The 24,354-nt window shown below is 58.4% G+C and carries 18 protein-coding genes; 6 read left to right on the forward strand and 12 right to left on the reverse strand.

The features are described 5' to 3' along the window. Positions 1-28 precede the first annotated feature (28 nt). Positions 29-1,510: a dihydrolipoyl dehydrogenase family protein gene (locus EYB53_RS00515; RefSeq protein WP_135475602.1), complete on the reverse strand. Its 1,482-nt coding sequence runs from the start codon at positions 1,508-1,510 to the stop codon at positions 29-31. Between the two features lie 134 nt (positions 1,511-1,644). On the opposite strand from EYB53_RS00515, the gene EYB53_RS00520 reads away from it, so the two are divergent. After that, a complete protein-coding gene (locus EYB53_RS00520) occupies positions 1,645-1,893 on the forward strand; it encodes a glutaredoxin domain-containing protein (RefSeq protein WP_135475605.1) in 249 nt (82 codons plus the stop codon). 150 nt (positions 1,894-2,043) lie between these two features. On the opposite strand, the gene EYB53_RS00525 is transcribed toward EYB53_RS00520, so the two are convergent. The 3 genes from EYB53_RS00525 to EYB53_RS00535 form a co-directional block, all read right to left on the reverse strand. Further along, complete coding sequence (locus EYB53_RS00525) at positions 2,044-2,289, reverse strand: hypothetical protein (RefSeq protein WP_135475607.1); 246 nt, start codon at positions 2,287-2,289, stop codon at positions 2,044-2,046. 81 nt (positions 2,290-2,370) lie between these two features. Continuing rightward, positions 2,371-3,945, reverse strand: coding sequence for a serine/threonine protein kinase (locus EYB53_RS00530; RefSeq protein WP_135475609.1), 1,575 nt, complete (start codon positions 3,943-3,945; stop codon positions 2,371-2,373). After that, positions 3,942-5,756 (reverse strand): ATP-binding protein, encoded by a 1,815-nt coding sequence (locus EYB53_RS00535; protein WP_135475611.1) that lies wholly within the window; start codon positions 5,754-5,756, stop codon positions 3,942-3,944. Before EYB53_RS00535 ends, EYB53_RS00530 begins: the two co-directional genes overlap by 4 nt. A 144-nt stretch (positions 5,757-5,900) precedes the next feature. Here EYB53_RS00535 and uvrB point away from each other — a divergent pair, with 144 nt between their 5' ends. Together uvrB and EYB53_RS00545 are read left to right on the forward strand one after the other, a co-directional pair. Then, on the forward strand, positions 5,901-7,916 hold the full coding sequence (gene uvrB / locus EYB53_RS00540; protein ID WP_135475613.1) for an excinuclease ABC subunit UvrB: 2,016 nt from the start codon (positions 5,901-5,903) through the stop codon (positions 7,914-7,916). Positions 7,917-7,929: 13 nt separating this feature from the next. Beyond that, complete coding sequence (locus tag EYB53_RS00545; protein WP_135475615.1) at positions 7,930-9,312, forward strand: nuclease-related domain-containing protein; 1,383 nt, start codon at positions 7,930-7,932, stop codon at positions 9,310-9,312. 84 nt (positions 9,313-9,396) lie between these two features. On the opposite strand, the gene EYB53_RS00550 is transcribed toward EYB53_RS00545, so the two are convergent. Next, positions 9,397-9,828 (reverse strand): acyl-CoA thioesterase, encoded by a 432-nt coding sequence (locus tag EYB53_RS00550; protein WP_135475617.1) that lies wholly within the window; start codon positions 9,826-9,828, stop codon positions 9,397-9,399. Between the two features lie 290 nt (positions 9,829-10,118). Here EYB53_RS00550 and EYB53_RS00555 point away from each other — a divergent pair, with 290 nt between their 5' ends. Further along, positions 10,119-10,496: a response regulator gene (locus EYB53_RS00555; RefSeq protein ID WP_135475619.1), complete on the forward strand. Its 378-nt coding sequence runs from the start codon at positions 10,119-10,121 to the stop codon at positions 10,494-10,496. 90 nt (positions 10,497-10,586) lie between these two features. Here the strand turns inward: EYB53_RS00555 and EYB53_RS00560 are convergent, their stop codons facing one another. The 5 genes from EYB53_RS00560 to EYB53_RS00580 all read right to left on the reverse strand — a co-directional run bounded on the left by EYB53_RS00560 (position 10,587) and on the right by EYB53_RS00580 (position 17,111). Continuing rightward, entirely contained in the window at positions 10,587-11,102 is a 516-nt protein-coding gene (locus tag EYB53_RS00560; protein WP_135475622.1) for an HIT family protein, read from the reverse strand. Positions 11,103-11,123: 21 nt separating this feature from the next. After that, complete coding sequence (locus EYB53_RS00565) at positions 11,124-12,449, reverse strand: peptidase MA family metallohydrolase (RefSeq protein WP_135475624.1); 1,326 nt, start codon at positions 12,447-12,449, stop codon at positions 11,124-11,126. Further along, positions 12,449-13,550 (reverse strand): peptide chain release factor 2 gene (gene prfB, locus EYB53_RS00570; protein WP_135475626.1). Its coding sequence is split into 2 segments (ribosomal slippage): positions 12,449-13,483 and positions 13,485-13,550, totalling 1,101 coding nucleotides; the frame shifts between segments, so codons are not numbered across the junction. The genes EYB53_RS00565 and prfB overlap by 1 nt, the downstream gene beginning before the upstream one ends. A gap of 100 nt (positions 13,551-13,650) precedes the next feature. After that, positions 13,651-16,464, reverse strand: coding sequence for a phosphoenolpyruvate carboxylase (gene ppc, locus EYB53_RS00575; RefSeq protein WP_135475628.1), 2,814 nt, complete (start codon positions 16,462-16,464; stop codon positions 13,651-13,653). A 17-nt stretch (positions 16,465-16,481) separates the two neighbouring features. After that, the gene (locus EYB53_RS00580; RefSeq protein WP_135475630.1) at positions 16,482-17,111 is read right to left on the reverse strand and encodes a histidine phosphatase family protein; all 630 of its coding nucleotides are present in this window, start codon (positions 17,109-17,111) and stop codon (positions 16,482-16,484) included. 643 nt (positions 17,112-17,754) lie between these two features. Here EYB53_RS00580 and EYB53_RS00585 point away from each other — a divergent pair. Beyond that, the gene (locus EYB53_RS00585) at positions 17,755-18,972 is read left to right on the forward strand and encodes an MFS transporter (RefSeq protein WP_135475632.1); all 1,218 of its coding nucleotides are present in this window, start codon (positions 17,755-17,757) and stop codon (positions 18,970-18,972) included. 73 nt (positions 18,973-19,045) lie between these two features. Here the strand turns inward: EYB53_RS00585 and EYB53_RS00590 are convergent, their stop codons facing one another. Continuing rightward, positions 19,046-20,617 (reverse strand): DEAD/DEAH box helicase, encoded by a 1,572-nt coding sequence (locus tag EYB53_RS00590; protein WP_135475634.1) that lies wholly within the window; start codon positions 20,615-20,617, stop codon positions 19,046-19,048. Between the two features lie 439 nt (positions 20,618-21,056). Between EYB53_RS00590 and EYB53_RS00595 the strand changes: the two genes are divergently transcribed. Beyond that, positions 21,057-22,994 (forward strand): diguanylate cyclase, encoded by a 1,938-nt coding sequence (locus EYB53_RS00595; protein WP_167857174.1) that lies wholly within the window; start codon positions 21,057-21,059, stop codon positions 22,992-22,994. On the opposite strand, the gene EYB53_RS00600 is transcribed toward EYB53_RS00595, so the two are convergent. Then, positions 22,991-24,343: a VWA domain-containing protein gene (locus EYB53_RS00600; protein ID WP_371879045.1), complete on the reverse strand. Its 1,353-nt coding sequence runs from the start codon at positions 24,341-24,343 to the stop codon at positions 22,991-22,993. The genes EYB53_RS00595 and EYB53_RS00600 overlap by 4 nt on opposite strands. Positions 24,344-24,354 lie beyond the last annotated feature (11 nt).

The following is a 24,354-nucleotide window of genomic DNA, read 5'->3' on the forward strand; positions in this document are numbered from 1 at the left end:
GAAGGCGTCTTTCTAAGCTATGGCTGGTTTATTCCCCTGGGAGCATAGTTCGCTCAGCCGCCCGTGCTCCCACGGGCACAGTGACATCAGCCACTCGCGCTGGCCGTGCCCAGCGATAACGCAGATAGGTAGCCAGTTCGCCTCGTAGATTGGGCAGCGTCTCGCGCATAAAAGCGTCGGCGACCTTCTGGATGCCACTGGAAAAAGTCGGGTACGGATAGACAACCCGATAGAGCCGGTAGAGCGAGATGCCCTCTTGAATCGCCAGGGTAAAGAGCGAAATCATTTCCGAGGCGCGTGGTCCCACAATCGTTACACTCAAGATTTTGCCCGTCAGTCGCACGGTATCTACGATGATGAAACCATGTTGGAGATCATCAGTATACCCACGATCAGTCTGGGTGACAAGGTCAACTCGGATGCGTTTAATCAGCGCCGGGTGATAACGAGTGGCTAGGTCGCGTTGACTCATGCCAGCCGTGGCAACTTCGGGATCCGCAAACGTTGCACTTGGATAGAAAGGCTCAGGGGTGGTCGCGGGCAGCCAGGGGAACGCAATGCGCTGCACGACTCGCCGTCCCTGCGCATTGGCAGAATGGGTAAACGCCGAAGTTGTTGTGACATCGCCAATCGCATAGATGCCTGGCACATTGGTACGGCCATAGCTGTCGGCGGCAATGCCATTGCGGAGATCAAAGGTAATGCCGACATCTTCGAGGCCCAGCCCATCGAGGTTGCGTTGGCGGCCAACCGCCACGAGCACATAGTCAACCTCGTGCAGCGTCGCGATCTTGCCATTGCGTTCGATCTGCAACGCTTGCATCGCCTCGTCGTAGCCCTGCACACTCGTCTTGAAATGAAGCTCGACGCCTTTGGCGGCAAGCGAGGCCTCGATGGCCTCGGCAGCCTCGGGCAGGTGACGGGTGAGCAGGCGCGGTGAAGAGTCAATCATGCTGACATGGCTGCCAAGCTTGCGAAACGCAAAGGCCAGTTCGACCCCAATCACTCCGCCACCAATGATTGCCAGGTGGTGCGGCACAACCGGCAACTCAAAGACCGTCTCGTTGGTAAGCATGCGTTGTTCGGGTAGGCCGGGAATAACCAGCTTGCGGGGGCGGGCCCCGGTGGCGATCACAATGTTCTCTGCCTGCAACATTCGTTCACCGCCCTCGGCCAACCTCACTGCCACCTGCGTACGACTGACCAGACGCGCTCGCCCAAAGATCAGGCTGAGATTGGGTATCTCCCCAAACTCGTGCGTCTCCTTTTCACGCAATGCATCGCGCTTGCGCCGCACCTCAGCCAGCACGCCATCCGGGTCGAGCGTGCCCCGCTCTTCGGCCTGATGGATCAGCGTCTTGGAAGGGACACACCCAACATTGGTGCAGTCGCCACCAACATGCAATGCCTCAAGCACCGCCACCGATTTGCCAAGGCTGCTGAGGCCAACGGCAACCGTCAGCCCCCCTGAACCGGCCCCGATGACAATGGTATGAAACTGATCATACATAATTTCACTCTTTCTAAAAGGCTATCTTATGGTAAACTAGAACGCCGGTAGCGCGGGTGGGGAGGGCCAGACCTCCAGGCCCTGACCGGGGAGCATACGTTCATAGCGAGTAAACAAGGCAAGGATCGGATCATATGCAGCCAGGTGAGATTACAATGTACGGTGCGTTCTGGTGTGGCGATTGCCGTCGGGCCAAGAAGTTTATGGACGAGCGAGGTGTCCTCTACACCTGGGTTGATATCGACCACAATCCCGATGCGGTCGTTGAGGTTGAACGGCTCAATCGCGGGATGCGTAGCATTCCTACGATTGTTTTTGCTGATGGCAGCACCCTCGTTGAACCGAGCAATGCCGAACTGGCACGGAAACTTGGCATCGCCTGAACGCTGCCTTATGAAATGAAGCATGAAAACGGGCATACAGGAGTGCCGACTTCAGTCGGCTGAGCCGGAAGCCGACTGAAGTCGGCACTCCTGCATCCAATTCTTCATAGCCATCACATCATGCTGGCACCACCTAGTTGCGCACTGCATTCAGCCATCTTCCCTGAACAGGTTTAACAAGGTCTCCAGAGTTGGGTTGCCCAGTGAAAGAATCCGTCCCTTGAACACGTAGGTTGGCGTGCCAAAGACCATGGCTGGTTTTGTTGTGCCTGGTTGTGCCAGATCAATCACTTCAATGGGATACTCAGGCTCCTGCGCACGCACGTCGGCTACGAGTAGCAGCGTACGCGCACAGACGGGACAATCAGCCGAGACATAGACATACAATGGCGTCATCTGGATCCTGCTTCTAAAACACGATCACGTATGCACTCAGTCTATGCTCGATCTGGTCTGCCGACTGTAAGCTACTGCACACTACTGGGGAACAAGCAGAAAACCCTCGATGACCGCCCGATAGATGATGCCCCGCTCCTCGCGGCCCGCCTCGGTTGGGCCGTCGGCGTAGATCAAGGGCTGGGTGACGTCAAGCTGGGCGGTGGGGCCGTATGTTTGCCGGGCCTGTTCCAGAAATGCGGTCGCAAACGCGGTTTGCAACCTGCCTTGATCTGTTCCATCTGGGTCAACAATAAAAATTTCGGTCGTGAACGGGATCTGCACGAGGGTTTGGGGCGTAGAGATCGGGGCGGCTGGGCCTTCAAAGCCCAGGGTGCGCGGGAGAAAGCCGATGAAGAAGAAATCGACTGCAACCAATCCGGCGATCAAAAGGATCGTAATGACCATTGGGCCGATGCACCCAGCGCATCCTCGCCGCTTTGGTTGCACCGGCGGTGAGGCTGGTGCTGGCGGTGGTACCGGGGTGGGCATGACCGGGCCCGCGGGCGGTGATGATGAAGGCGTAACCGCTGCCTGGGGCGTAGGTTGGACTGCTCCTGCTGTTTGAACGACTGAAGCAGGCGCGGGTTGTGCCGGGGGCGGTGCGGGTTGTGCCGGTGGTGGTGCGGGTTGTGCCGGTGGTGGCGGTACGGCTGATGGTGGTGCGGCTGATGTGGCAGGCGTGGGTGCTGGAGCAGCGGTCGGCGTTGGCGTGGGCTGTGCCGAAACTGGAACGCCAAGTGGTCGTGAAGCCGGTAACACACCGAGGGCTGCCCCAAAGGCCGCAATTGACGCAAAGCGAGCCGTCGGGCGCATCTGCAAGGCCTGTTCGAGGGCCCCCGAGACCTGGGGTGAAAGAGTTGGCTCGAGGGTGCGCGCTGGCGGGAAAGAAAAAGGCGGATGCGCCTGCGGATCACGCCCGGTCAGCACATGGTGCAGCGTGGCCCCCAGCGCATAGACATCCGACTCAATCGTTGCCAACCCCTGGTATTGTTCAGGAGGGGCATAGCCTGGCGTCCCGATCTGCGTGCCACGCTGACCGACCTGCAGCACGCGGGCAATGCCAAAATCAATCAGCTTGATGCCCCCGTTTTGATGATCGATCATCACATTTGAGGGCTTCATATCACGGTAGATAAGCCCTTGGCTGTGCAGATAACTGAGCACATCGCAGATCTGGGTTGCCCACTCGAGGACACGAGGCTCGGCAAGCTTGCCTTCCCGTTCCACAATATCTTCGAGATCTTCGCCCCGAATATAATCCATCACCAGGTAATGGCGGCCTTCATCCTTAAAGTGGCTATAGACCCGAGGAATCCGCGGATGGGTGAGTTGTTCGAGCAGTTCAGCCTCGGCATTGAAACGCTTGATCGCTTCATCCCGCTCTTTTGGCTCGGTAAAGCTATCGAGCATCTCTTTGACCGCATAGATGTTGCCATCGTCATCAATGCCCTCATAGACTGCGCCCTGACCACCCGCCTTAATCACGCGGGTGATATAGTAATGCGGGCCAGCATTATTGAGGACCATGTCATGGCCGCAATACTGGCAAAAACGCGCCTGACGGCGGCCAGGTTTACGGCAACTCGGGCAGAGGATCTCCTGCGGTTGGGTCATCGTGACTCATCTGCTTCAGGTGCTCTTTTTGGAGCGGGGCCTACCACAGCCAACCCTTGGTCACCAAGGGCTGGCTGGGCCGCAATAAGCTGAGCGACACTACTCAGCAACTGCTGGGTAGTAAATGGCTTGAGCAAGTAGGGCTGTCCGGTCCCCTGCAAGAAGGCCTGCGTTGTTGGCCGAGTTGCATCACCGGTAATGAAGAGGATGCGATGGCCCAGCGTTGGGTTCAGGCGGATCAGGCGTTCATAAAATTCTGTGCCAGGCATTTCAGGCATCAGCAGATCCGAGATGATCACCCCAAATGGCTCATGCAAGACTCGGCGCAAGCCGACTTCGGGATTGCGTTCGGTACGGACGACATACCCCGCTCGCTTCAACACCCGTTCGAGCAACAATACGATCTGCGGGTCATCATCAATCACCAGGATCAAGCCTGCGCCACGGTTTTCGGCTTGAACCGGCTCAGTCTCAGCTTTGCGCTTGACACCGGTCGGCAAAAGAATCGAAAACGTTGTTCCACGAAGCGGGCCACTTTCGAGTTTCAAGTGGCCTTGATGCTCTTCCACAATTGTCCGCACAATACTCAAACCAAGGCCCGTCCCCTCACCAGGTGCCTTGGTCGTAAAGAAAGGCTCAAAGACGCGTTCGTGCATTTCGGTTGCAATGCCTGGCCCATTATCATGAATGCGCAACTCGACCCATTCAAGGGTATGCTGGCGGACAATGATTTCGATCTGCTGTGCTCCAGGCTGCCCGGCCAGGGCCTGAATGGCATTCGTCAACAGATTGATCAGCAATTGTTGAATCCGCACCCGATTTACCAGCACCGGTGCAACCTCGGGTTCACTCGTGATGTTCAGGTTGATCCCATAACTTGACATATCTGCACGCACAAAGATCACGGTCTGATCAATAATTTCGTTCAGACTCGCCAGCGCGGGTTCGCTACTGTTTGGGCGCGCCAGTTGCAGCAAACTCTGCACAATCGTCTGGGCACGTCGTGCCGCTTCAACGATATAGCCGGCCTCTTCGAGCGTGGTCGGGGCTTGTTCTGGGGTTTCAGCAATCAATCCGGCGAAGCCGAGAATGCCTTGCAGCGGATTGTTCAACTCGTGCGCAACGCCCGAAAGCACCTGTCCAAGCGCACGCAGGCGTGACTCGTAGGCGAGCATCCTTTCGAGTTGCAACCGCGCCTCGTGTTGGCGAACCAGATCATCAATCATGCGTGTCGTAAAGAGGGTCAAGAGATGGGCATCCGGCGGTGGTGGCGGAAACCGTTCGATCGCTGTTTCCAGGTCAACCAGGCGGTCAGGACGCTCGCGGGCTACGACCTCGTGCAAGACAGCGACAATTTCAGTGATCAGATCTGGTTCGAACGTCCAGATGGTATCAAACCGGCGGTCGCCCTCGCTCAGCGTAGGGGCCTGCAGATCACGGCCACACAGCACAGCGGCAAAACGCTCGGTCAAAACAAGCAAAAACCATTCCTGGCGCAACGGGTCAGGGCCGTGCAAGCGTACGTGGATCTGTTTCTGGTCGCTCTCTGGGGGCAACTGACCGCCCGCAAAAATACAGATCTGATGGGCAACGCCAGCCAGTTCGCGGTAGCGCTCGGTCTCTTCACGCCAGTGGCTCGACTCTTGAAACCCGGTAAAGATCAGGGCCGGCAGACGCTCATGCAGCACAAGATCTTCTAACGTATGACTGACATCAACCAGAGTCGCTTTGGTTGCCTGAATTGGCTGCAACCGCTTCCCAAGGCGATCAGTGAGGAGCGTAAAGAGTGAGAGCGGTTGCATACTGGACATGATGAGCAGACTCCAGTGTCGTCGGTCAAAACGGGGCCTTCCTGCAAGCAACAGTATACCATCTGTTCGTAGCGCTTGTGGCACAACTAGACACGACTAGGTATAATACAGAGACGGACGCGATCGACAAGGCTAGGATCAACGATGTCATTTCGAATTGAGGCCCCATATCAGCCAACGGGCGATCAGCCCCAGGCGATCGCACAACTGGTTGAGGGCATTGAGAAGAATTATCGTCAGCAGACGTTGCTGGGGGTGACTGGTTCGGGTAAGACGTTTGTGATGTCTCACGTCTTTGCCCAGATGCAGCGCCCTGCGCTCGTGCTTGCCCATAATAAGACGCTGGTCTCACAGCTCTGGGCCGAGTTTCGCGATTTTTTGCCCGATGCCGCGGTCGAGATGTTTATTTCGTACTACGATGAGTATACGCCTGAAGCCTATGTGCCCTCGAAAGATCTCTATATTGAGAAAGAGGCGAGCATTAACGAAGAGATCGATCGTCTGCGGCACGCGGCCACGCAGGCGCTCTTTACACGGCGCGATGTGTTGATTGTGGCTTCGGTCTCGGCAATCTATGGCCTTGGTTCGCCCCACGATTATGGTCAGGTGATGGTGAGTTTGCGCCAGGGCGAGATTCGTAATCGTGACAAGTTGCTGCGTCAGTTGATCGATCTGCAGTTCGAGCGCAACGATCTCGATTTTCATCGCGGTACCTTCCGCGTGCGGGGCGATACCCTCGATGTTTTGCCCGCCAATGCCGAAACCGCCCTGCGCGTAGAGTTTTGGGGCGATGAGATCGAGCGCATGACCGAGTTTGATCCGTTGACGGGTGAAGTGATTTTGCTGCGCACGACCGCTGAGATCTATCCGGCGAAACACTTTGTCGCGACGAAGGAGAAGCTTGCGGTTGCGGTTGGCAATATTCAGGATGAATTGGGTGAGCGCCTGCGTGAACTTGAGGCCGAAGGCAAAAATCTTGAAGCCGCTCGCCTCAAGCAGCGTACGATGTATGACCTCGAGATGCTCTCGGAGGTTGGCTATTGTTCGGGGATCGAGAACTATTCGCGTCACCTCGATGGGCGGGCCGCCGGGCAGACGCCGTGGACGTTGCTCGACTATTTTCCTGACGATTTCTTGCTCTTTGTCGACGAGAGTCATATTACGCTGCCGCAGGTACGCGGGATGTTCCTCGGCGACCGTCATCGCAAGCAGACGCTGGTTGATTATGGCTTTCGTTTGCCCTCGGCGCTCGATAATCGCCCGTTGCAGTTTGATGAGTTTAGCCAGCATATCTATCAGGTCGTCTATGTCTCGGCGACGCCTGGCCCGGTTGAGCGGACGCAGAGCGAGCAGATTGTCGAGCAGATTATTCGCCCCACTGGCCTGATTGATCCGGTTGTGCAGGTGCGCCCGACCAAGGGCCAGGTTGACGATCTGATTGCTGAAGTTCGTCAACGGGTCAAGGCAGGGCAACGTGCGCTCGTCACGACGCTTACCAAGCGGATGGCTGAGGATCTTGCCGATTATCTCAAAGAGATGAGTGTGCGTACAATGTACCTGCACTCCGATATTGATACGATCGAGCGAGTCGAGATCCTTCGCGATCTGCGCCTCGGGGTCTATGATGTTGTTGTTGGCATTAACCTGCTGCGTGAAGGGCTTGATCTGCCCGAGGTGAGTCTCGTCTGCATTCTTGATGCCGACAAAGAGGGCTTTTTGCGCTCGGAGACATCATTGATCCAGACGATTGGGCGCGCCGCACGCCATATCGAGGGAACAGTGATTATGTATGCCGATACGATCACGCCCTCGATGAATGCCGCCATCAAAGAGACGCAGCGGCGGCGTGACATCCAGATGGCCCATAATCTCCGTCATAACATTACCCCTGTTGGCATCAGCAAAGGGGTGCGCGACCTCACTGATCGCATCAAACGGATGGCCGAAGAACGTGATGCGTATAACGTCAGTGGTAAGGCCCCCGCAGCCGCTCCTCCTGGCCCCGGGGTGCCGCGTGAAGAGTTGCATAAACTGATCAAAGATCTCGAAAAACAGATGAAGCAGGCGGCTCGCGATCTGCAATTTGAACAGGCAGCCGGACTCCGCGATCAGATTGTTGAATTGCGCAAAACCCTGGCGTTGCAAGAGGAAGAAAGGTAGTTTTAGGCACCCAATGGCAGTCCAGGTCTGGATCGGTGAAAAGCCCGAACATCCCAATGAACGCCGCGTCATCATGGCGCTCGCCAATGCGCTCCATCAGATGGAGGGCCTCTATCTGATTCTGTCCAATTTCAGTGTAGGCGGGCGCACGATTGACCTGGTGATTATCAAGCACGATGCGATCTTTATTCTTGAATTGAAGCAGTGCGATGGCCGCGTTATTGGGAGCGTGAATGGCCCCTGGTTTGTCGAGGGGCGGAATGGCGAACGCAAACGGCTCAATGCAGGGCGCAAAAATCCCTATAATCAGGTTATCTCCTATTTTCATGCCCTGACCAATTTCCTCAATGAACATCGGCGCGAATTTCTCTCGGGCCAGAAGGCCAATGGGATCGATTTTCGTACCTGTAAGCGGGCGGTCGTGATTGCCCCTGCCATTCAGGACGGCTCGGAGATCGAGCTTGACTGGAAGGTTGAGCTCAAGGGCATGGATGAATTGCCTGCCTACCTGATTACCGAGCGCTCTTCTGAAATTGAGTTGACGGAAGAAGAGATGCTGGCGATTCCTTCGTTGCTTCACTGTACGCCCTGGCACGAGATCAATACGGTGCTGCGCGGGCTCGTGCCCAGTACCGAGGCGATGCTTGACCCTGATGAACTTCCGGCAGAGGGGCCAGTTCTGGCTGAGCCGAGCGCGGATGCCTCAGCGACACCTGCGCTTGTTGATGCGCCTGACCCTGCGGGGTCGCCTGTGCCATCAACGAGCTTGGTTGCCCAGGTCAGGCAGGCCCTTGGCACAACGACCGGGCGCATTGCAGCCGCAATGGCGGTGCTCGCCGTTATTCTGGCGCTCGCGCTCGTCTTGCGTCCGGTTCGTCCGGTGCCCCTCGCTGATGATCCGCCCGTCTTGATCGTGGCGGTGACCGGTGTGCCAACGGGTGATGCCCTCTTGATGCAAGCAACCGACCTGGAGGGGTGCCTCTGGTCGCATGCTCAACTGGTGGGCAAACGGTATGATCCCACCACCCGGAGTTGGGTCAGTGTGGCCGAGGGGGGCAGTGCGGCTTCTAATCCTCCGGAGGTGATCATTGCGCTTGAACAGGTCTCGACGTGCGATGGGCAGATTACCCTGACCTGGAATGTGCAGAATAACTCGGATCGGCTGATCGAATTCCCGCTTGACAGTGATAACATTCAGATCAGCGACAGTCTGGGCAATGAATATCTGCTCGATGAGACAGCCTCGCGCCCACGCATAATCCAGATTGCCCCTGGAAACCAGGAACGTGGCATCGCCGTCGCCAAGCGCCCGCTCAGCAGCAGCGCAACGTCGTTGCGCATCCGGTTACAGGACAAACCCTTCGGCGAAGCGAGTTTTGTCGTCGCCGTGCAGTAGCTGCCGGCTAAAGCCGGCACTCCAGCATACCAGCAAACTGCATAAGACGCCTACAGGCCAGCAAAGCTGGCCTGTAGGCGTCTGTCATGCCGTTTCCTGGCGTTCGGCCACGCGACGGCGAAAGGTCTCAGAGACTGGAACCGTCGCACCGGTTTTGTAGTCGTAAGCGACCTGCACGGTTGTACTGGTTGCAATGATGGTTTCGTCGCCTTCACGGGCAATCACATATTCGAGCACAAAGCTCTTGGTGCCAATCGAACTCACCCGCACACCGACGGCGAGGCGTTCACCAAAAAAAGCCGGGGCCAGATACTTGATGCTCATTTCTGCGAGAATCAAGCCCATCTCTTCCAGCTTGACCCCCATCAAAGTGAGATAATACTGGATCCGCGCCGACTCGAGCCACGAGGCATAGACAACATTATTCACATGGCCCAGGGCATCAAGATCCCGAAAGTGAACTTCTTCCCAGTGAATATACGGAAACGAACGCAACGGACCTGGTACGACTGGCATTGGGGGCTCCTCCGTAGGGTTCTTTTTTTGTATGGTACCATACTCTTTACGTTCGGGCTGTCGCCCTGGCCCCTCCCCCAGGGCTTCTGTGTATGCATCCCACCAGGGCACCCGCAAGGGGTGCCCCTACAGGGCAGGGGGCCGCCTGATGCAATCGCCCTGGCCCCTACCCATACCAGAGGATGCAACGCACGTTGCATCCTCTGGTATAATAGCCACCAATTTAGCCGTTGGCGTACCGGTCTTCTCAGCCGTTCAGTGCGGTTTTCTCCTTGCACGAGGCGATGCATATGACCCGATCTCGAGGACTTATTTTTATCATTGATGATGATCTGACGCTCCAAACCATCCTTGAGTATGCGTTGCGTAACGCTGGCTACGAGGTGATCCTGGCCCCCGATGGGCAGGAGGGGCTGCGTATGTTGGAGAATCTGACGCCCAGTCTGGTAATTAGCGACATTATGATGCCTAATATGGATGGCGTTGAGGTGTTCTATCACCTGAAAGAGCGCCTGCAAGATCAGGGCATTCCAATTATGATCATGACGGCGCTCAACCGTAAGCCCTGGTTTGCCGCGCTTGAGGCCGAGGGTGCTGTGATTATGCAGAAGCCTTTTGAGGTTGATCGCCTTGTTGATATGATCAATGTGACGCTGGATCAGGACTAGCAACGCGTCGCGTGCGTTGCCCTCCGAAGGTGACGGCTCTGATCGCAATACTCCGCGTGACGGCTTGGGGCGTCACGCGGAGTATTGCGATCAGAAGCTCGCTGAAAATCTTTTGTCCGTGAAATGTGGGCGGAGCCGGGCGTAGGTTGCGTCTAGTTCTTCGGGGATAAGTTTGGTGGTGCCGACGATGGGCATAAAGTTGGTGTCACCATTCCAGCGCGGTACGATGTGCATATGGAGATGCTCGGCAATGCCGGCCCCCGCAATGCGTCCCAGGTTCATCCCTAAATTGAAGCCGTGGGGCTGATACTCGGCCTCAAGGATCGCGACACTCCATTGGGTCAGGTCAAAGAGCTCGTGCGCTGTTGCTACGTCAAGCCCAGCGAGATTCGCGGTGTGCAAATACGGAATGACCATCATGTGCGCGGTATTGTAGGGGTAGAGATTGAGGACAATAAAGCAATGCCTGCCCCGATAGAGGATCAGATGCTCAGGATCATGATCGGGCGGCGCATCGGCGATGGCGCAAAAGACACAGCCATCCTCGCTGATGGCCGGGTCGCGTTTGATGTAGTTCATGCGCCATGGGGTAAACTTCGTCTCCATACAAGTGCTCCTCGTTGAGCGTTACGATGTCCGTTTATCGACGCCTGCGAGACGCAGGGCAATGACGACGACAAAGCCGACGACGGTTAAGCCGAGAATGATCAGGAAGGCCAGGCCGACCAGGAAAGCCCAGGGTGCCTGTTGCTGGATCTGTTCGAGCCACGCTAGCCCGTCGGGTTGGTCGGTCTGGGGCACCGATGCGGCCTGGTCAAACCGACTCGGCGGGGCCGTCTGGGGGCCGGGAACCATCGGTACCTCGCGTACCTGGGTGGGTAGGGTTGTCCGCCATACGGCGTCTACTTCATCAACCGTCATGCCGATGACCTCGGTCAACGCTTCGTCAATGGGCGTTGCGGTGGCAAAGGCGGCAACCAGGGCCCGCATCGCCTCGGGGCCATGGACATCGAGCATGTACTCGACCATGTCACGGCTCTGGGCATACGAGAGCGTTGCCTGCGCCGGGTCAGCCGGGAAACTCGCAGCCAGTGAACTCAAAGGGATCAGGCGGCCCTCGATGGCCGCATCCTCAACGAGTTCGTCCCAGCCGAGGTCGCGCTGGATCTGATTGTGGACCGCGAGGCCTTCATCGAACCAGACGGGAACGCCGCCATACGGATTACGGGTGGCCTGCGCCAGCACTTGATGCGACAGTTCGTGGGGAATAATGCGCTCGATTTCGGCGGTGTCGCCCGGCATAATGCCCCCGATAATCACCCCAAGCCCTGTCCAGGCGGCCCCGCCAACCCACTCGACCGAGTTGCGCTGGATCGCCGAACGCATATCGCTATTCGATGCATAGACATAGATGCGTACCGGCTGGTCGAGTTGTGCCCCGATCTCCTGCTCAAGCTGATCAAGCGTCTGCGTCGCGACTGTGATCACCTCTTCGCCAAAGGCTGCGCCGCCTTCGTACCAGTAGACAATCACATTGCGCTCGCTGCGTTCAGCCCACGGAAAGCGTTCGTCGTGGTAGAGAAACGTCTCGAGCGGGGTTGTCATCTCATTGCCGTCAGCATCACGGAGCACCCAGCGGTAGCTCATTTCGGTACCGGGTGGGAAGTAGTAGACCTCGGTATCGAGGCGGTGTTGCAGGGTCACGCGCTGGCCGGGCGTGACGGGCAATTCGACCAGCGTGAGCCCGTTGCTTCGGGCAGGGCCGTACAAGAGTTGGGCCGCCACAAGCGGTGCCGCTGATGACTCGGCTGTGACCTCAAAGCTGATTGACGTGGGAAAAACGGGTGTCACCGTACTGGCCTCTACCCGGATGGTCTCGGTTGCACGCGCATACGCTGGTGCGGCACTCACCAGCAGGATGCTCAAAAAAAGGATGCGAAAAAGAAGATGCATTATGCCTCTGCAACATTCCAACGCAGATACGCCTCGATAAACGGATCGATTTGTCCATCGAGAACGGCCTGCACATTGCTTGTTTCGTGGTCAGTGCGATGGTCTTTGACGAGCGTCGAAGGATGCAAGTAATAGGTGCGCATCTGGCTCCCAAACGCTGCATCGCGATAGGCCCCGCGCAGACGGGCGCGTTCCTCGGCTTGGCGCTGGAGATCGCGTTCGATCAGACGCCCACGCAGCACGCGCAAGGCTGTCTCGCGATTCTGGAGTTGCGAGCGCTCGTTCTGACAAACCACGACCAACCCAGTGGGCAGGTGCGTGAGGCGCACCGCCGAGTCGGTCGTATTGACACCCTGGCCGCCGTGTCCGCCGCTGCGAAAGACATCAACGCGCAGATCGTCAGGCTTGATGACGATCTCGGGCGCATCATCAACCTCGGGCATCACCTCGATACGGGCAAACGACGTCTGCCGGGTATGCGCCGAATTAAAGGGCGAAAGGCGGATCAAGCGATGGACGCCGGCCTCGGCGCGGGCATAGCCATAGGCATACGGCCCACGCACCTCAATCGTGGCGCTCTTGATCCCTGCCTCATCACCGGGGCTCTCTTCCAGCAGATTCACCGTGAACCCACGCGCCTCGGCCCATCGCATATACATACGCAGCAACATCTCGGCCCAATCCTGGGCGTCGGTACCACCCATGCCGGCCTGGATCGAAATAAAGGTATCGCCGTCATCATACCGCCCGCTGAGCAGCAACCCGAGTTCGAGACGGTCGAGTTCGGCCCGACTCGCCGCAACCTCGGTCGTCAGTTCCTCTTGGAGCGAGTCATCATCTTCAGCCGAGGCGAGCTCAATCAATTCATCAAGATTGGTCAGCCGCACCCCGATGCTTGTCCAGACGTCGACCTCATTTTTGAGGCGCGTCAGGCGTTGCATTAGCCCCTGGGCTTCCCGCGGGTCATTCCAGAGCTCGGGATGTGCGGCCCGTTCTTCAAGTTCTTCAATGTGGGCCTGTTTGCTAGCCAGGTCAAAGATGCCCCCGGATCAGCGCAAAGCGCTCACGGAGATCGGCCACTTCGGTTGCGAGTTCGTACATTGTTACCCTCCCTGATGCATGTGCAAACGCGACGCACACTCCTTACATCGTAGCACAGGAAGGGATCCAATGCTAGTAAAGCTTCCCGGAAGCTTTAAGCCTACCCCGTATTTTTTAACCCCGCCGCAATGCCGTTGATTGACATAAGAATAGCCGTTTCAAGGTCATCTTGGTCGTCGTCGGGTGGATTGGCGCGGAGGCGACGCAGCACTTCGATCTGAATGTAGCTGAGCGGGTCAATATAGGGGTTGCGTTGCTGGATGGCGCGTTGCAAGACGGGTTGCGCATCGAGGGGGGCGTTGATCTGGGCGACGAGGCAGATCTGGCGGATCGTGGTTTCGTATTCGCGCTGAATGATGCTGTGAATGGCCTGGGCGAGGTTGTGGTCACTGACGAGGGCGGCGTAACGACGGGCGATGTCCATATCGGCTTTGGTGATGATCAACTGGGCATTGTCGAGCAGCGTGGTAAAGAAGGGCCATTGCTGATACATGTCGCGCAGCAACGTGAGGCGATCCTCGCCACCAGACGCAAAGGCTGCCAGCGCACTGCCCAGCCCATACCAACCCGGCAGCGTGTGCCGACTCTGCATCCAGCTAAAGACCCATGGAATAGCACGCAGATCTTCGATCCGGTTGCTGTTGCGCCGCGAAGCCGGCCGTGAGCCAATCCGCAGGCGACTGATTTCGGTAATTGGGGTGGCCGAGCGAAAATAGTCATAAAAACGCGGATCATCATAGATCAGACTACGGTAGGCATCACGTCCTGCGGTCGCAATCCCCTCCATGACCGCAATCCAGCCGGGTTCGGGTGGGCGCAGGACTTCGGCAAAACCAGCACGCATCACCGCATTGACGACCTGTTCAAGGTGCCGGGTCGCGGTACGCGGATCGAGATAACGATCCGAAATCATCTCGCCCTGATCAGTCATTTTGATCTGGCCGCGCAAGGTTCCCGGTGGCTGCGATAGGATCGCCTGGCCCGCCGGACCGCCGCCGCGCCCGACGGCACCGCCGCGCCCGTGGAAGAGGCGCAAGCGCACACCATAGCGGTCGGCCACCTCGGTCAGTTCGACCTGGGCGCGATAGAGCGCCCAGTTGGCGGCGACAAACCCACCCTCTTTGTTGCTATCGGAATAGCCAAGCATCACCTCCTGGCACTGTCCGCGTAAACGCAGATGATCGCTGTAGACGGGCAGGGGCATCAAATCAGCGAAGAGCCGGGGGGCGTATTCGAGATCCGCCCCTGTTTCAAAGAGGGGCACCACATTGAGGCGACTGTAGACCCCGGGTCGATAGAGGCCAGTTTCGCGACAGAGCAGCAAGACACCGAGCAAGTCGCTGACGCTGGCGGTGGTGCTGAGCACATAGGTATCAATGACCTCGCCGTCGAGCTGCTCGAGGATCGCGGCCAGCGTCCGCAGCGTCTGGATAAGCTCAGCCGTCTCGGGCGTATACCCGGTGAGCCGGGCAGGCGTAAGGGGGCGTGTACTGGCAATTTCGCTGGTGAGCAGCGCAATCTTCGCCTCTTCCTCCAGACCGGCATAATCAGCGCAGATCCCGGCCCTGGCAAAGATCTCGGTGAGCGCACCGAGGTGGCGTTCGCTATGCTGCCTGATATCGAGCGTGGCCGTATGCAGGCGAAAGATCGCCACCGTAGCCATCACATCACGCAACAAACCATCGGCGACCAGTTCGCCCCCATTGGCCCAGAGACTCGCATAGATAATGCGCAGATCATCAAGCAATTCGGCACTACGATGATAGACCGTCGGCGGGGGCAAGGCAGGCGGATCACTCGCCCACTGCAACTCGTGGTGCAACGTATGGGCGAGCGTATGTTCGAGGCGCGTGCGGATCAACTGGCAGAGGCGTCGGTAGGGTTCACGACTATGATGTGGGCTAATGGTACCAGCTTCAGCCGGAAAGAGCCGGATATAGTGAGCGATCCGCTCATCAACGCCCTGACTCACACTCGTCTGGGTCAGGGATTGGCTCAATTCAGTAAAGAGCGCATCCATCTGACGGATGAGGTGCCTGAGCATCGAGGCCCGCATCCGACGCACCGTATCAACCGTGACGCTGGAGGTCACAAACGGATTGCCATCGCGATCACCGCCCATCCAACTGCCAAAGCGGAGCAACGGCGGCAATGACCAGGGATGCGCGGGATAATGCTCGGCCAGTGCACGCGCCATGGCGCGATGGATCTGCGGCAACAGATCATAGAGCGTCGTCTGAAAATAGAAGAGCCCATTTTCGACCTCGTCGACGACCGACGGTTTATGCAAACGGACATCGTCACTCTGCCAGAGGCCAATAAGCTCCCGCTCGATGCGGGTAAGGATCGCCCCGCGCTCTTCAGGCGGCAACAGGCGTTCACCGAGACTCAGATCGAGCAGACCATCAAAAATCCGGCGGAGCTTGATCAGCGTCGTACGGCGCCGTGACTCGGTGGGATGCGCCGTAAGCACAGGCATAATCAGCGCCCCATCGAGCCAGCGCTGCAGCGCCTCGGCGGTCACACCGTGCCCACAGAGCTCGGCGACAGCAGCGGCGATGCTCTCGGTGCGCGGTGCGGGTGCGGCGCGCAGGTCGCGTTCGCGGAGGACACGGAGGCGTTCGACGGCCTCGGCGAGATTGACCAGCCCGAAGTAGAGGGTAAACGCCTTGGTGAGCCCGTGCAACTCACTCACTGACAGACTGGCGATGAGCTCCTGCAACTCCTGGACGAGGCGTTCATCGCCCGAGGCGCGCAACTCTTTGGTCATCCGGCGCACCCGTTCTTCGAGGGCAAAGGCTGCGGCACCGCTTTGATCGGTCAAAACACGCCCGAGCGCATTGCCGAGGGCGCGAATATTGCTAGAGAGTGGATCGCGTTGATCTGATGCGTGCGAGGGTTGAGCACTGGTCATAAAGGCAGACCCCTGAGCTATTCACCACCTTCAGCAACCATATCTTCGACGTGGGCATTATCATTAAAGCGCAGCAAGCGCCAGCCATTGCGCCCCAGGCGCAACTCGGTGAGCGAGCCATTATCGAGCCACATACGGCCAAAATGAGCCAGATCGAGCCCAATCACATGGCAGAGCAACGCACGGATTGTGCCCCCGTGCGAAACCGCAACAATCACCTCATCGGGCTTATGCTGCTCTTGGATCTGATTGAGTGCCTCGAGGGCGCGCGTCTGGAGTTGCGCATAACTCTCGCCGCCGAGGCGCACAGTACGGGCGGGATCGCGCCGATACTCGGCCATATGATCGGGAAAGCGCCGATAGAGTTCCTCGGGGGTCAACCCCTCCCACTGACCAACATCAATCTCGCGCAGTTGAGGCATGGCCACTGGTGTCTGCCCGAGGACTGCACCAATCAGTTCAGCGCTCTCCCAGGCGCGGGCAAGATCGCTACTATAGAGCGCCGTCACCCCATAGCGAGCGACGCGATCTGCCGCACGGCGCGCCTGTTCGCGGCCACGTTCATTCAGGGGCACCTGACCCTGGCCCTGATATTGAAGGGTGACATTCCACGGAGTTTCGCCGTGGCGCACAAGAATCAGCCGCATGATATCGTCTCTCTTCTTGATCGTCTCGAGGGAGGCAATGTGGTGCCAGCGTGGCGTTGAGATCCTGCGCTGGCAACGTGTGCCAGGATACCATCTTCGTTCGCATTGTGCAACCATACCTGGCATAGTTTGTAGGGCGATTGCATCATACGAAATCGGATACAACGGGGCACCCGCAAGGGGTGCCCGTACCGGGGCGGGGCACCCGCAAGGGGTGCCCGTACCGGGGCGGGGCACCCGCAAGGGGTGCCCGTACCGGGGCGGGGCACCCGCAAGGGGTGCCCGTACCGGGGCGGGGCACCCGCCAGGGGTGCCTGTACCGGGGCGGGGCAAGGCCGCATCCGGTGTAGGGGCACCCCTTGCGGGTGCCTTGGCGGGGTGCCTACACGGAAGATGCAATCGCCCTGGCATAGTTTGTCATGCTGAGTACGAAATGGCCCACAGGCCATTTCGTACTCAGCATGACATGCCTGGGAGCGAGGGCGGGACGCCCTCGCTCCCAGGAAGTTACCAGCCAGCGAAGCTGGCTTAAGAATCAGCCTCTAGGCTGATCTTGGATTAGTCAAAAATATGTTATAGTCATCCACGGGGCGGCGTGGCCCTTGTTTTGTTGTCGGTAGTAGCAAAAAGGGAAAGCGCATTTATGGCTCCGATCGTCACGTCGGCTCATGTGGCTCGCATTAGCCCACCTGTGTGGCGGATTCTCTTTCACAGTGTGCTCTTTGGTCTCGCCCTCAACATTGCCGACCTGCTCTTCAATTTTTATCTGGTCAGCCTTGGTTATGGGCCTGACACGGCCGGATTGCTCTCGACGGTAAGTCGTGGCGCAGGCATGCTCTTTGGGGTTCCGTTGGGGTTGCTGATTGATCGTTTTGGGGCCCAACGCGCAATTATTGCCGCCCTGGCGACCTATTGTCTCGGCTGGATCTTTATCCTGCAGGCAACCGCGCTCTGGCCGTTGATTGCGGCGCAGTTTATTATCGGGGCTTCGTTCTTGATGGCGACGATGGCGGTAACACCCTTGCTGGCGAGTGTGACCTTTGATCGCGAACGGACGAATGCGTTTGGACTGAATGCCTCGGCTACGTTGATGATCGGGCTAGTGGGCAGTGTTCTTGGTGGGATGTTGCCCACCCTGGCGGCGGGCTTGCTTGGGGTGGGGCCACAGGAGACTGCCGCGTACCGGCTCGCCTTGAGTGTGGTGATCGGCTTGAGTCTGCTCGCGATGTTGCCTCTGTTGCGCCCGCTGCCGATTGCCCAGGAACGTCACGAAGGTGGCGTTGATGCGCCGGTTGCGCCGCCTTTGCCATTGCGCCGTCTGCTGCGGTTTGCGTTAGCAGGCCTGTTCCTTGGCATTGGGGGCGGGATGATTCTGCCGTTTCAGAACCTCTTCTTTCGTGCGCAATTCGGCCTGAGCGATGCAGCGGTTGGGGTGGTGCTTGCGCTCGTCTCGCTCGGGATGGGCATTGGAGCCTTGCTCGGCCCTCCAGTGACGCAGCGCATCGGCTTGCGGCGTGGGGCCGCACTGTTGCGGATCTGGGCTATCGCCGGCATGCTGATGATGCTTGCCCCGGTGTTGCTCTTTGCGGTCGTCGGCTTCTTTTTGCGCGGGCTCTTTATTTCGGCCAGTTTCCCGATGAATGACGCCCTGGTGATGCGCTACACGCCAATCAACCAGCGCGGCATGGCGGCGAGTTTGCTCAATGTGTTGTGGGCGGGAGGATGGGCGCTTGCGGCGGTGATCAGCGGGTTCATCCAGGTGCAGTGGGGCTTTACCCCAATCATCATCCTGACAGTGCTGGCCTATCTGCTCTCGGGGGTGACGATCCTGACGTTGCGGATTCCCAACGAGGATTGGTAGAAGGTGTTTGCGCCGCCCTAGGAGCGCGGGCGGCCTGCCCGTGCTCACAGGACGGTGCGAACACCTTCTGCAACTACCCCCGTGGTTTGGCGAACGAGACGCGCACCGGCTTGCCGCGAAGACTGACGCCTCCGAGACCGCGGACGACGCGGGGCGCGTGTTCGCTTGGCACCTCGACGAAGGCGAAACGGTCGTAGATATCAATTGAGCCAATCTGCCGTCCAGGAATGCCAATCTCATTGGCGATAGCGCCAACGATATCGGCCGGTCGAACGCGATCAAGTCTACCGACATCAAGGAACAGCCTGGTCATCCCTGGTTCCGTCCCGGCCCCATCACCCTCGACCGACACCAGCGTATCTTCCTGTTCAGCCTCGTTGAGGAGCAACTTGAACGCTGCGGCGGCAAGATCGGTCACTTCGTGGCTCTCGGCCATCTCTTCGACCATCAGCACATAGGGATCGAGGCTCCCAGCGGCGAGCACCTCGCGCAACGCCTCGCGGAAAGCCTCGCGACGACGTGCGGCAACATCGGCCAGCGAGGGCAATTTCATCCGCTGAATGTGTGAACGGGTTGTCCGTTCAATGGTCTGGATCTGGCGGCGTTCACGCGGGGTGATCAGCGAAATCGCGAGCCCGGTACGTCCAGCCCGCCCGGTACGCCCGATGCGGTGGACATAACTCTCGGGGTCACCGGGGACATCGTAATTGATCACGTGGGTCACATCGGCAATATCGAGCCCACGGGCGGCCACATCGGTGGCGACGAGCAACTCAGCCTGGCCCTCACGAAACCGCTTCATCACCCGCTCGCGCATCGCCTGGCTCAGATCACCGTGGATGACCTCGGCCAGATAGCCACGGCCCTGGAGACTCTCGCCCAGGTGGTCGGCCTCGGCGCGGGTGCGACAAAAGATCATCGCCGAACCGGGAGTTTCCACGTCAAGCACCCGACAGAGCGCATCAAGTTTTTCGCGGGGCAAGACCTCGTAGTAGACCTGTTTGGTACGGGGCGCAGTCAGGGTTTCGCTGACGACACTGATGCGTTGCGGATCACGGGTATAGCGCAGGGCGAGATCGAGCACACTGGAGGGCATCGTTGCGGAAAAGAGGGCCGTCTGGCGTTCGGCAGGGGTCTGCTGCAAAATATATTCAATATCTTCGGCAAAACCCATATCGAGCATTTCATCAGCCTCATCAAGCACAACGACACTGATGTTATCAAGCGCCAGGGTGCCACGGCGCATATGATCCATAATGCGTCCAGGGGTACCAACGATGATCTGTACGCCGCGACTGAGGGCACGGAGCTGGCGTTCGATGGGTTGACCGCCATAGACTGGTGCCACGCGAACCTCGGCGTGCTTTCCATAGCGGAAGAACGCCTCGGCGACCTGCATCGCCAGTTCACGCGTCGGGGTTAGGATAAGCGCCTGGGGCACCTTTTCGGGTTTGATGCGGGCAATAATTGGCAGGGCAAAGGCGGCGGTTTTGCCTGTTCCGGTCTGGGCGTGAGCAATCACATCACGTCCTGACATCACGACCGGAATGGCTTGTTCTTGGATGGGGGTCGGCTCATCATAGCCGAGTTCATGGATGGCTGTGAGTTGTTCTTCACTCAGCCCAAGGTCACTGAAGATCGCCATAGCTTGTATATGTCCTGTAGAAGAGCTATTTCATGACAAGAAACCAGGCTTTGCTGCACTGGCATAGACTCCTATTATACCATCAGGTGGGCATTCGTGGGGGCAGCCTCACGAATGCTCACAGGGCGATTGCATCATACGAAACCGGATACAACCATACGCTCTCTGTGGCAGCATGTGCATGCAACCAGCGGCGCACACGGCGGCCCCCGGCCCTGTAGGGGCACCCGCAAGGGCACCCGCAAGGGCACCCGCAAGGGGTGCCCCTACACCGGGCCCGCCCCCCGGCCTTGTACGGGCACCCCTTGCGGGTGCCCTGGTGGGGTGCATACACGGAAGATGCAATCGCCCTGCTGATGGACTGATGGACTATAGAGTTGGTGGCAACAATGTGGTATGCTGTAAAGGAGCGATAATTAGTTCGTATGTAGAGTTACGTATGACACGTCCAATCCAGATTTTGATCGCCGACGACGATCCCTCCATTCTGCTCCTGCTCCGCGAGACGTTGCAGGATGCGGGATACGAAGTGCGTACTGCGAGTAATGGTGATGAATTGGTACGTATGGCGCAGGAGAATCCTCCTGATCTGATGCTCATTGATTTAATGATGCCATTGATGGATGGCTTTGAAGCGATTCGGCAGTTGCGCAATGATACGCGCACGTCGCATCTCCCAATGCTTATTTTGACTGCGCGGAGTGCCTCTTCCGAAGTGGTGGTTGGCTTTGACGCGGGCGCTGATGATTATATTGTCAAGCCGTATGATCTTGAAATCCTGTTAGCCCGGATTCGCAGGCATTTGCGGCGGGCGGCCACGTTGCCAGTCAGTAATCCTCTGACTGGTCTGCCAGGCAATATTTTGTTAATCGCTGAGTTGGAACGGCAAATGCAACAAGGTGTTGCGTTTGCCTTGCTCTATGTTGATCTCGACAACTTCAAGGCCTTCAATGATGTGTATGGCTTTGCCCGTGGTGATCGTGCGATCCATCTGCTCGCCAGCGTCTTGACCGAAGTTGCGCCCCACGAAGACTTCCTTGGCCATATTGGTGGTGACGATTTTGCGTTGATCCACTATGGTGGGCGCGGAGAAGCGTTGTGCCAGCGCATTATTGATACGTTTGATGCGCGAGTCCGCGAATTGTATGATGCGGTCGATTTGCAACGGGGCTATTTACGTAGTGTTGACCGCCAGGGGGTTCCGCGTCAATTTGGGATGCTCAGCCTTTCGATCGCGGTGGTCAATAATAGTGGTCAGCGCTTTGCGAGTGTTGATGCGATGAGTAGGGTTGCAGCTGACTTGAAACATGCGGCCAAACATATTTCAGGCAGCAGCTATGTGATTGATCAGCGGGTTGCGCATCAGGCGGCCTCTCTCGAGCGCCGTGGGGGGCGTCGGCCTGCCGCACTTTTGATCTGTGGGCGTGACTTGCTCCGTGACTCGATAAGCACTAGTCTGCGTCATCAAGGCTATCGCCCGTTGATCGCCGCCGATGTGATTGCGGCTCAGGGCTTGCTGGCGCGCACGCCTGACCCTGTCTTGATGATTGCCGATATGGCTGACGAGCAAGCATGGACGATCTGGAAGCAGTGTCCCGAAGGTACGCCCTTGATCGCGCTGGTCTTTCATCAGGCTGAGGCGCATGAGGCCCTCGCCCGTGGGGCAATGGTAACGCTCGAGATGAATGATAATCTGGTCGGGTTTATCGATCAACTTATGCTCCATCTCCCTCCAGTAACGGTACACGGCCCTGGTTCGGGCACGAGCATGATGTTTGAAGCGCTAACCGAGCGTAAGCGTGATCTTGAGCGTGAGGCCAACGAGGATGGCCTCACGTTACTGACGAATCATTGGTATGCCAGTCGCCGTGGCCTCGAGTTCCTTGCGCAGATGCATCGGCAAGGCCGGTTGCTAACGGTGATTATGGCCGATCTTGACCAGTTTAAACTGGTCAACGATCAGTGGGGGCACCTGGTGGGCAATGCTGTCTTGCGCACCGTCGCGGATATTATGCGCGATGCTTCGCGGTCGTCTGATCTTGTGGCGCGCTATGGCGGTGAAGAATTCTTGCTTGCGCTGCCAGATACGTCACTTGAAGATGGGCGTGCTTGCGCTGAAGAGATTCGGGCTGCCGTCGAAGAGTACAACTGGCAGGCGCTGCATCCGCAGATGAACATCACGTTGAGCCTGGGGGTCGTTGAAGCGTCGGCGTGGCTGAATATCACGTTGCCCTCTTCCGAGCGCCACGATGGTGATCATGCCCTTGATGCGGCCATGCTTGAGGAGGAATTCGAGCAGGTCATTGCCGAGGCCGATCGTCGTTTGCATATGGCGAAGGCTGCCGGACGCAATTGTGTGGTCAGTACGGAAGTTTAGGCTTCGTACTCACCCAGCCGTCGCGTGGCATAGGTTAAGGCCCGGGCTCCTGCGCCACTATCCTGCCCCGTCGTTGCAAGCAGTGCCGCTTCATGCTGACACGCTTCGGCAAGCCCGGTTTCTCCCAGATCGACGAAGCGTCTAGCCGCTGCGTGCAAGAGTTGGGCTGCCCCGGCATGATCGCCCACCGTCATCGCTGCCGCAGCACGGCGTTGCAGGCGCACGGCGCTGGCGCGTCCGGCGGCATCAAGGATGGCTGGAAGGGGCGTGTGACGAGCATACTGCGCAACAAGGTTCGTCGCAACATGCGCGCTGCCACTCTGTGCAGTCAGGGTCGCGAGGCGTACCCGTGCGCCTTCGACGGGTGGGCGGAGGGGCGCTGGTGGGGCCACAAACTCGAACAGCAAGCGCACAGGCGTGTCACGTTCAAGGTCGCCGAGGTGGAGCAGGATGCGTCGTTGCGTCGGATCTTCTTCCCACTCCAGGGGGGCCAGGCTCGGACTGAGGCGGGTCACGTAGCGCAAGACGGTGCCCTGGGGCATATGTGTCAAGGTGAGCATCAGCGAGCGCACGACGACCTGGCGGGCGGCTTCCAATTCAGCCGCCACGGCAGCGGGAATAGCGTTGGCCTGACGGACATAGACTGCCCGACCGCCGCTGAGATCGGCGATACGGGTGAGCAGTTCATCCTGAAACTCGCCACCGAGCCCAAGGGTACTGACACTGATGCCACGGGCGGCAGCTTCGCGAGCGAGGGTTACACACGCCTCGCCATCACGGGTGAAGCCGTCGGTCAAGAGCATCATCCGGCTTACGCCATCGCGATGTTGTCCAATCTGGGCGAGGGCGAGGCGCATCCCGGCGGCCAGATCGGTTGTTTCGCCGGGATCAAGGCTGGCCAGCCGCGACGCCCCGGCAAGAACGGAAGCGCGTTCGGCCCCATTGGTTGCCACGAGCAGCATCGCCTGTTCCGTCGAGGCAATCAGGGCGATCTGATCAGCCTGATCGAGGCGTTCAACAATGCTATGCAGCGCCCGCACCGTATGATCGAGCGCACTCGGTGCCGAGGCACGGATCGCCTCGGGCACCGAGGTGGTCAGTTGCCAGACGGGCACCCCATCAACGAGAACTTCTTCGGCCCCACCGGCCCGCACGAGATCGCGAAACTGCGCCTCACTCACAATCGGGATGCGCATCGACCGACTAGCATCAGCCACGATGGCCCAGTTGATCGGCAGAGCGGCACCACCTGCATCAGCCGCAATCGTTACGATCGCATAACCAACCTGCACCCCAGTTGAAGGGTGCAGGGGCATTTCAGGTGGGAGGATGTGGATGCGTATGCTCACGCATTGATTAT

The sequence above is a fragment of the Candidatus Chloroploca mongolica genome, assembly GCF_004762035.2.
GTDB lineage: Bacteria > Chloroflexota > Chloroflexia > Chloroflexales > Chloroflexaceae > Chloroploca > Chloroploca mongolica.

Coding starts and splice junctions, on each gene's coding strand:
- EYB53_RS00515 (WP_135475602.1), bottom strand. CDS start 1,510: ATGTATGATCAGTTTCATACCATTGTCATCGGGGCCGGTTCAGGGGGG.
- EYB53_RS00520 (WP_135475605.1), top strand. CDS start 1,645: ATGCAGCCAGGTGAGATTACAATGTACGGTGCGTTCTGGTGTGGCGAT.
- EYB53_RS00525 (WP_135475607.1), bottom strand. CDS start 2,289: ATGACGCCATTGTATGTCTATGTCTCGGCTGATTGTCCCGTCTGTGCG.
- EYB53_RS00530 (WP_135475609.1), bottom strand. CDS start 3,945: ATGACCCAACCGCAGGAGATCCTCTGCCCGAGTTGCCGTAAACCTGGC.
- EYB53_RS00535 (WP_135475611.1), bottom strand. CDS start 5,756: ATGTCCAGTATGCAACCGCTCTCACTCTTTACGCTCCTCACTGATCGC.
- uvrB (WP_135475613.1), top strand. CDS start 5,901: ATGTCATTTCGAATTGAGGCCCCATATCAGCCAACGGGCGATCAGCCC.
- EYB53_RS00545 (WP_135475615.1), top strand. CDS start 7,930: ATGGCAGTCCAGGTCTGGATCGGTGAAAAGCCCGAACATCCCAATGAA.
- EYB53_RS00550 (WP_135475617.1), bottom strand. CDS start 9,828: ATGCCAGTCGTACCAGGTCCGTTGCGTTCGTTTCCGTATATTCACTGG.
- EYB53_RS00555 (WP_135475619.1), top strand. CDS start 10,119: ATGACCCGATCTCGAGGACTTATTTTTATCATTGATGATGATCTGACG.
- EYB53_RS00560 (WP_135475622.1), bottom strand. CDS start 11,102: ATGGAGACGAAGTTTACCCCATGGCGCATGAACTACATCAAACGCGAC.
- EYB53_RS00565 (WP_135475624.1), bottom strand. CDS start 12,449: ATGCATCTTCTTTTTCGCATCCTTTTTTTGAGCATCCTGCTGGTGAGT.
- ppc (WP_135475628.1), bottom strand. CDS start 16,464: ATGACCAGTGCTCAACCCTCGCACGCATCAGATCAACGCGATCCACTC.
- EYB53_RS00580 (WP_135475630.1), bottom strand. CDS start 17,111: ATGCGGCTGATTCTTGTGCGCCACGGCGAAACTCCGTGGAATGTCACC.
- EYB53_RS00585 (WP_135475632.1), top strand. CDS start 17,755: ATGGCTCCGATCGTCACGTCGGCTCATGTGGCTCGCATTAGCCCACCT.
- EYB53_RS00590 (WP_135475634.1), bottom strand. CDS start 20,617: ATGGCGATCTTCAGTGACCTTGGGCTGAGTGAAGAACAACTCACAGCC.
- EYB53_RS00595 (WP_167857174.1), top strand. CDS start 21,057: ATGACACGTCCAATCCAGATTTTGATCGCCGACGACGATCCCTCCATT.